Below are 8,664 nucleotides of genomic sequence, written 5' to 3'. Positions count from 1 at the left end.
ATAGATGAAGCAATGTTAAGATGGCATTTAATAGATTTTATACAAGAAGTAATACAGGTGGCCGACGAGTGTGGGGTTAAACTGGTTATTCACCCGGATGATCAACCTTACAGCATATTAGGCTTGCCCAGGGTTGTAAGTACAGCTGCTGACCTGGAACGTTTGTTTACAGTAATTCCATCCCTAAACAACGGCTTATGTTTTTGCACCGGATCTTTTGGTGTAAGACCAGACAATGATTTGCCCAAAATGGTGAGCCAGTTTGCTGACCGCATAAATTTTATACATTTAAGAAGCACCAAAAGAAATGAATTTGGTGATTTTTATGAGGACAATCACCTGGAAGGTGATGTAGATATGTATGCTGTTATCAGTGAAATTTTTAAAGCAATGCAACAAAGGGAAATAAACATTCCGATGCGGCCGGATCATGGTCATCAAATGCTGGATGACCTTAACAAGAAAACAAACCCCGGTTACTCGGCAATTGGGCGTTTACGCGGCTTGGCAGAACTTAGGGGTTTAGAAGTGGGTATTATGAGGTCTGCTAATATTTAAGTTTATGCTAATTTCTGGTTTTAACATTGTTACATAAAATTTCAGGTAAGAATAAATGAAAAAGGACAACGATATAGAATTATCAGGCGTAAAAGAAATAGCCAGAAGAGCAAATGTTTCAATTGCTACTGTTGACAGGGTTATTCATAACAGGTCGGGTGTTTCTAAAAAAACAAAAGATAATATCCTGGCTATAATTCAAGAACTGGATTATAAACCTAATATTCTGGCCAGAAGACTTGCTTCAAAAAAAATATTGCATTTTGCTGTTTTGATACCGGCAATTTCGCAGGAAACCGAATTTTGGCAAGCACCGCTAAACGGTATTGAACAAGCTGAATCAGAATTAAAACAATACGGAATTATTATAGAAAAATATTTTTTTGACCAGAATGATAGAAGCTCATTTGTAGATCAGGCAAGTAAAATACTAAAAAATAAGGTTGATGGAATTCTGGTGGCGCCTTCTTTTATTGAAGAATCATTAGAATTTACCAAATCATGCCAGGAGCTTAAAATCCCTTATGTTTTTATTAACTCTGATATTCCCAATCAAGACAGCCTTTGTTACATTGGTCCTGATTTATTTCACAGTGGTTATTTAAGTGCACATCTGGCTAATTATACAGTCGAGAAAAACGGAAAAATACTAATTATTAATATTTCTAAAGAAATAGACAATTATCACCACCTTTTAAGAAAAGAAGAAGGTTTCAGAGCTTACTTTCATGATAATAATAGCAGTAATGGAATTATAAAAGCAGATATCAGGCAAACTGATTATAATTCAGTAGCAGCCGAGCTTAATGAGGTATTAATGGTTCATCCGGATGTTAAAGCTATTTTTGTGACTAATTCCAGGGTGTTTTCAGTAGCTCAATTTTTAGAAGGCTCTTCTATGAATAACATTTTATTGATTGGTTATGATTTTTTAAAGGAAAATATTCAGTATCTGCAAAATGGAAATATTGATTTTCTTATATGCCAAAAGCCACAGGAGCAGGGTTATAAAGGAATAATGGCACTTTACCAAAATTTGGTATTAAATGTCGCTGTTGATAAAACATATTATATGCCAATAGATATTATCACTAAAGAGAATCATAAATTTTATAGGAATTAAATAAACTATACTATTGAAATAGATATACTAACCAAATAATTTCTAATATATCATAGTGTAATTCAAATTCTCTGCTGGGTTTTTTGAAAATCAATTCTAAAATAAAAATATGCTCATAATTTTATTTTAGTACCTCTATAGGCTATTAATTGCGAAATTCTGTTCTTTTTATCGTTATTATGTTTATTCCAGCCCTTTTGTCCGATGATTTTATTGTAAATAAAGTATAAACTAATTTTTATATCAAATAGATAAGAAATTAGTTTACCTATAAAAAACAAAATAGTTTTTTTAAAAAAAAAGATGGTTTTTTATAGTAATTACCTATTTTTTTTAGTTGAATTTGTTTATTTATAACGTTTCTATAAAAAAATTGCTATTATTTTAATAAAAATTTCAAAAAGATATGAAATATTGAAAAAAATATGAGATTTATTTTGGTTTTTAGAAAATTACCCTTACCTTAGGGTACGTAAACGGAAGTTATTTTAATATCAATAAGATATACTTCAAAAAAATATAATATAAGGTGGATAATATTGCATTTAACACAAACGAAAATTTAGTTCAGTTCAATAAATTGAGCGTATTGGGAAATGCTTTTTTTTTAACCTAATTACGGGTACGTACACGTAATTAGATAAATTGTTTGATTTAAGTAATATTTAAATGGCTATAAGAATAAAAAAAGAAACTGCATTAGAAGTTAGCTCTTTAACTGAAAGAGAGACTTTTATTTCGATGCTTATTATAGGCATGCTATTTTTCATATTCGGATTTGTTACCTGGGTAAATTCTATATTAATTCCTTATTTCAAGATAGCCTGCGAATTATCAAATTTTCAATCCTACCTGGTAGCTTTTGCATTTTATATTTCCTATTTTATCATGTCGGTTCCGTCTTCTTTTTTACTTAAAACAGTTGGTTTTAAAAAAGGGATAATGCTTGGCCTTTGGGTAATGGCTATAGGAGCTTTTATTTTTATACCCGCGGCTCTGAGCAGAACATATGGGGCCTTTTTGCTGGGACTTTTTACCATTGGAACAGGACTGGCCGTCTTACAATCAGCCGCTAATCCGTATGTCACTATTCTTGGTTCAAAAGATAAAGCGGCTAAACGCATTAGTATAATGGGTATATGCAACAAAGCGGCGGGCATATTGGCGCCTTTATTATTTGCCAGTATGGTTCTTAAAGTTACAGATAGCGATCTGTTTAAGCAGTTGCCATTAATGGATGTTATACATAAAAATGCGGCCCTTAATGAGTTAATCAGAAGAGTAATTGTTCCTTATGCCTTTGTAGGAGTGGTATTGTTTGCCTTTGGTGTTTTTATACGATATTCTCCGCTGCCTGAAATTGATACAGAGAGTGAAAGCTCTGCGCTTGCTAATGCTAATTCAGGCAAAACAAATATATTTCAGTTTCCTCATCTTATACTCGGTGCATTTGCTATTTTTTTACACGTAGGTACGCAGGTTGTAGCAATTGACACAATTATAGGATATGCAGACTCGATGCATATCCCATTAATGGAAGCTAAAGTTTTTCCATCTTATACTTTATTTGCAACCATCAGTGGTTATATAATAGGCATTGCTACTATTCCTAAATATATCAGTCAGGTGAATGCCCTGAGATGCTGTACTATACTGGGTATCATATTCACCTTGCTCATTATTTTTGCACACGGCCAAATCAGCTTGCTGGGCCACGTTACAGATATATCTATATGGTTTGTAGTGTTATTGGGTTTAGCAAATTCAATGGTATGGGCTGGTATATGGCCATTAGCGCTAAGTGACTTGGGGCGTTTTACCAAGTTGGGGGCCTCAATAATGGTTATGGGGTTGTGTGGCAGTGCTATACTGCCGCTTTTATATGGACATTTTGCAGATTTATTTAACGTTAGAAAGGCATATTGGGTACTATTTCCATGCTATATGTACCTGGTATTTTATGCTTTTTATGGTTTTAAATTAAGGAACTGGGCTATAGACGGATCACAATAATGTTGCAAGGTATAATCACTAATATTTTATGTTAAATTTTAAATCAATGAAAAAACTGTTATCAACTTTACTAATGCTAATTGCATTAAACACGGCATTTGCCCAATCTAACAACCCTGATGGAAACAGATTTCCGGTAAGGGGTTTTCACCTGGACTTAAGAAACCAGGTAATGACGATGGATGCCCTTAAAAAATTTGCAGTAAAATTAAAGGAATCAGGTATGAATACCCTTGTTATGGAATGGGAAGGCACCTATCCCTATGAAAAACACCCCATGATACCCAATAGGTATGCCTATACTAAAGCAGAGGTAGTATCATTTATAAAATACTGTAACGACTTAGGTATCGATGTTATTCCGTTACAACAGAGCTTTGGGCATGTTGAGTATATTTTACGTAATGAAAGATATAAAGAGATCCGCGAGGATCAAAAAGACTTTTCGCAGGTATGCCCTCTTGAAACTAAGGGAGATAGCGCCTTATTTACTGATTTATATAAAGAATTAGGTACAACGCACACCTCAAAATATATCCATATAGGGGGTGATGAAACCTATTTGCTTGGTCATGACGAAAAATGCAGGCTTAAAGCCGAAAAGGAAGGGAAATCAAAATTGTATATTGACTATATTAGAATGCTGTGTAATATTGTTATTAAATTAGGGAAACGCCCTGTTCTTTGGGCCGATATAGCATTGAAATATCCTGAAGCGATTAAAACATTGCCTAAAGGGACTGTATTTGTTGATTGGAATTATGGCTGGGACATGAGCCGGTTTGGAGACCATCAAAAACTAATGGAAAGTGGCTACGAAATTTGGGGCTCGCCCGCCGTAAGGTCAAGCCCTGATAACTACAATTTAACCACTTGGGAAAAACACTTTAAAAATATCAGGGACTTTATTCCGGTATCAGAAAAATTGGGCTATAAAGGTATGATCATGACCTCGTGGTCAACCTCCGGCATTTATTCTACAGTGTTTGAATCGTCAACTGATATTGCTGATCTGTATCCTATCCGTCATGTGTATCCTCTTTCAGGCTTTAACATCTTGTTTGATGCCTATAAGGAGGGATTAAATTCTAAGCAACCATTAAACATAGATGATTTTATACAGAAATACTGCAAAGAGCATTTTGGTTTTAACAAAGCGCAATCAAAATCTTTTTGGACTGCACTAACGATGACGCCTTATGAGATTAAACAAGGTGAAGTAGCTTCTCCAACCCCTATGAGTGTACAGCAATTGTTAGACAGTAACCACGTTGCGGTAAAAACACTTTATTCACTTAAGCCGGTAAAAGATCTGGAAGAATATGAACATTTTAAATTAATGGCTGATATCCGTGATTATTACCTGCAATACCAGGTCATCGAGAAGCAACTTAACGATTCTGCTTTTAAAGTTGCAGCAACTCCGGTAGTTATTGAAAAACTAAAAACATTATTAGCAGCTTCAAAAGGGCTAAATGATAGGTTCAGCCTGTTAAATAAAGGCTATTTAAATCCGGCAGATATTGAATATGAAAATGAAGTAAGGAATATCAAAATAATTAATTTATACAACCGCTTATCCAGAAAAAAGTAGCGGAGTAATTGAGAAAGAATAATAAACCCCTAATTAAAATTAAAAAACTATGGCGTAATTCAAAAAAAACAAACATTAATGGAAACAAGAGGAAGATGCTTCCAACATCTTCCTCACCAGGTTTCCAACCTTTTAATCAGGCGATTAAGGACGCCTGTATAATCACAGAATGCTCACTTTATTAACCCCAAAGCTATGAAAAAACAACGAAATCATAGTATACCATCATTTATTGATGTTACCGGCACATTGAAACTAAAGCAATGTTGCGTTTTGGCGCTTGCCTTGTTAAGCAGTTTCCATTTAATGGCAAACAACAGAATAAATACCAGTTCAATTTTAAGAAATACCGCAATAGAAAATGCGGCAAATGTAAACAAGCACCCGAATGATCCACTTTATACGCTAGATAATAAATCCGCTATCCAAAATATTACTGTCAAGGGAAAGGTAGTGGACGAAAAAGGTGAAAGCCTGCCTGGTGCAAATGTTGTTATTGAAGGCACAAATAAAGGTATTGCAACCGACATTAATGGCGAATACCAACTAAGTGTGCCGGAGGGCAGCACGCTTGTATTTACTTTTGTTGGATATGCTACGCAAAAAATAGTTGTTACCAATCAAACCAGGGTTGATGTAACCATGCAACCCGACCAGGTTGGCAAAAAGCTAAATGAAATAGTTATAGTTGGATACGGAACGCAAAAACGTTCGGATATTACAGGTTCTGTAACTTCTGTACCTAAAGAAAGATTGTCAGAATTACCCGTTACTAATGTAATGCAAGCTATTGAAGGAACAACTGCAGGATTAAATATAGCCGAAAATTCATCTACTCCGGGAAGCTCACCAAAAGTTCAGGTTAGAGGTGCTAATTCTATTAATGCCAGTACATCGCCATTAATTGTAGTTGACGGCGTGCCTTTTAGTAATCTTGGAGGTTCAATGAATGATATTAACCCTAATGACATCGCTTCAATTGAAGTTTTGAAAGACGCCTCGGCCGTAGCCATTTATGGTACCAGGGGCTCAAGTGGTGTAATTCTGATCACAACCAAACGAGGTAAAACAGGTAAACCAACTATCAGGTACAGTGCTTTTGGTGGCCCCGAGTTTCAACACCAAACCCTTACCCCTTTAAACGGACAGCAGTATGTACAAAAATATGTGGATTATAGTCAGCAAATGAACCTGATTCCAAATAATCCGCCTGTGCCTAATTTAAATGAAATTTCAAACTATAAATCCGGAAAAACAACAAATTGGCTTAATGAAATATCGCAGCAGGGATTTATTCAGGATCATAATTTAAGCATCTCTGGCGGAACAGATAACATCAAATATTTTATTTCTGGAGAATATCAGAATGAGAAAGGCGTATTAAAAGGTTACCAGCATCATCGTGCCGCTATCCGGTCAAATTTTGATGCCAATATTACTGATTGGCTTACCGTTGGTACCTCATTGTTTTTTGCCAAAAATAATAATGACGGCGGAACTGCCAATTATAGTCTCGCAATGCAGCAGAGTCCTTACGGACAAGTATATGACGCGAAGGGGAATTATACAATTTATCCGATGTTTCCGGAAACCTTGTATACCAATCCTTTACTGGGCTTGAATACCAATGTGGTTAACCGGTATAATGACCTGAATGGAACATTTTATCTTGAGGTTAAACCGAAATTTATTAATGGTTTAAAATTCAGGGTAAACGCTAATTATACTAACCTTCCAACAATGAATGATACTTACAGTGGCCTTAGTGCCGGAAATACTGTTGGAGGTACTGCAATGATAAACAATACAGGAACAGATAGCTGGTTGGTTGAAAACATTCTTTCGTATAATAAGGACTGGAAAAAGCATCATTTGGATATTACAACATTGTACAGCGCCCAGGAAAAAATATATACTTCATCTACTATTACCGGCAGCACATTTGTGAATGATAATCTATCTTTCAACAATATGGGATCTGCAGGGGTGGTTACCGGCGCTTCTTTTTACAGTCGTGATGCTTTACTTTCACAAATGGGCCGTATCAACTATTCATATGACAGCAAATATCTGTTTACCGCTACCGCAAGGCGCGATGGTTATTCGGCCTTTGGTTCGGCAACCAGTAAATATGGCTTTTTTCCTTCAGTTGCATTAGGATGGAACATATCCAATGAGAATTTCTTAAAAAAAGTAGATCAAATTGATAATATAAAACTACGTCTATCCTACGGAACAAGTGGTAACCAGGCGGTAGGTGCCTATCAAACCATTACTACTCAGGGCATAACTAAATATATTTATAACGGAACACCCACAACCGGGTTAGTATCAAGTGCCTTAAACGTTAACGGTGTACTTGGAAATGTTGACCTAAACTGGGAAAGCACTACAGGGTTAAATTTAGGTCTTGATTATTCCTTATTTAAAAGCCGTATCAGTGGAAGCATTGAAGTTTATTCAACTAAAACTAAAAACTTGTTGTTAAACAGGTTGCTGCCTGCAATTGGCGGCTATCCAAGTTTACTTGATAATTTAGGAAGTATAGCCAATAAGGGTATAGAAGCCACTTTGACCACGGTTAATGTCAAGAGCAATAATTTTACATGGTCAACCAATTTTAACTTTGCTGCAAATCGTAATAAAATCATTTCACTTTATGGAGATAACAAGGACGACCTTGTTAACAAGTGGTTTATTGGTAAACCTCTGGGCGCTATATATGATTATAAATTGGCAGGCGTTTGGCAGGTAGGTCAGGATGCGTCAAAAATTGATCCCGGAGCAAAACCTGGTGATCTGAAATTTGTAGATGAAAACGGCGACGGAAAAATAACATCTGCGGATAAAGTTTACCAGGGCAGCAGTTTGCCTAAATGGACCGGTGGGATGATTAATAACTTTGGGTATAAAAATTATCACTTAAGTATATTTGTTCAAACATCACAAGGATCAATTATCAACAATCCCACTTTAGATCTTCAAAATTATGGTGGGCGTGTAAATATTCCGGTTCAATTAGATAATTATTGGACCGCGGCAAACCAAAGCAACACCCGTCCTTCATTAAGTTATATCAATCCACGGTTGTATGCTTACCCGGTACCTCAAAATTTTACCAGGTTGAAAGATATCACCTTTAGTTATACTTTGCCGCAAGCAATGGCCGACAAGTTAAAGCTTGGAAGTTTAACTGCTTATATCAGCGGACGTAACATTTACACATTTACCAAATGGATTGGTCTTGATCCTGAATTAAGTGTAAATGCCAATCAATCTGGCTCGGCCAACGCTAATTTAAGTTACGGACTATATCCATTAGTAGCATCTTATGTTTTAGGTGTAAATATTAGTTTACGCTAAACCTTTAAATTAT

5 protein-coding genes are annotated in these 8,664 nt (G+C 35.6%); all 5 read left to right on the top strand.

Annotated elements, in window-relative coordinates; translation table 11 throughout:
* The coding region (uxuA, locus tag JWR23_RS01070; protein ID WP_299511834.1) for a mannonate dehydratase at positions 1–558 on the top strand (558 nt) is incomplete at its 5' end.
* Between the two features lie 55 nt (positions 559–613).
* The gene (locus JWR23_RS01065) at positions 614–1,681 is read left to right on the top strand and encodes a substrate-binding domain-containing protein (RefSeq protein ID WP_299511832.1); all 1,068 of its coding nucleotides are present in this window, start codon (positions 614–616) and stop codon (positions 1,679–1,681) included.
* Between the two features lie 669 nt (positions 1,682–2,350).
* Positions 2,351–3,694, top strand: coding sequence for a sugar MFS transporter (locus JWR23_RS01060; protein ID WP_299511830.1), 1,344 nt, complete (start codon positions 2,351–2,353; stop codon positions 3,692–3,694).
* Positions 3,695–3,740: 46 nt separating this feature from the next.
* Positions 3,741–5,288 carry a beta-N-acetylhexosaminidase gene (locus tag JWR23_RS01055; protein WP_299511828.1) on the top strand — a complete coding sequence of 516 codons (1,548 nt, stop codon included), beginning with the start codon at positions 3,741–3,743 and terminating at the stop codon, positions 5,286–5,288.
* 195 nt (positions 5,289–5,483) lie between these two features.
* Complete coding sequence (locus JWR23_RS01050) at positions 5,484–8,651, top strand: TonB-dependent receptor (RefSeq protein ID WP_299511826.1); 3,168 nt, start codon at positions 5,484–5,486, stop codon at positions 8,649–8,651.
* The last annotated feature ends 13 nt before the right edge of the window (positions 8,652–8,664 follow it).

The organism is Mucilaginibacter sp., from assembly GCF_028288205.1.
Classification (GTDB): Bacteria; Bacteroidota; Bacteroidia; order Sphingobacteriales; family Sphingobacteriaceae; genus Mucilaginibacter.
The sequence above is the reverse complement of the archived record's forward strand: the minus strand, read 5'-3'. Positions and strand labels throughout refer to the sequence as shown.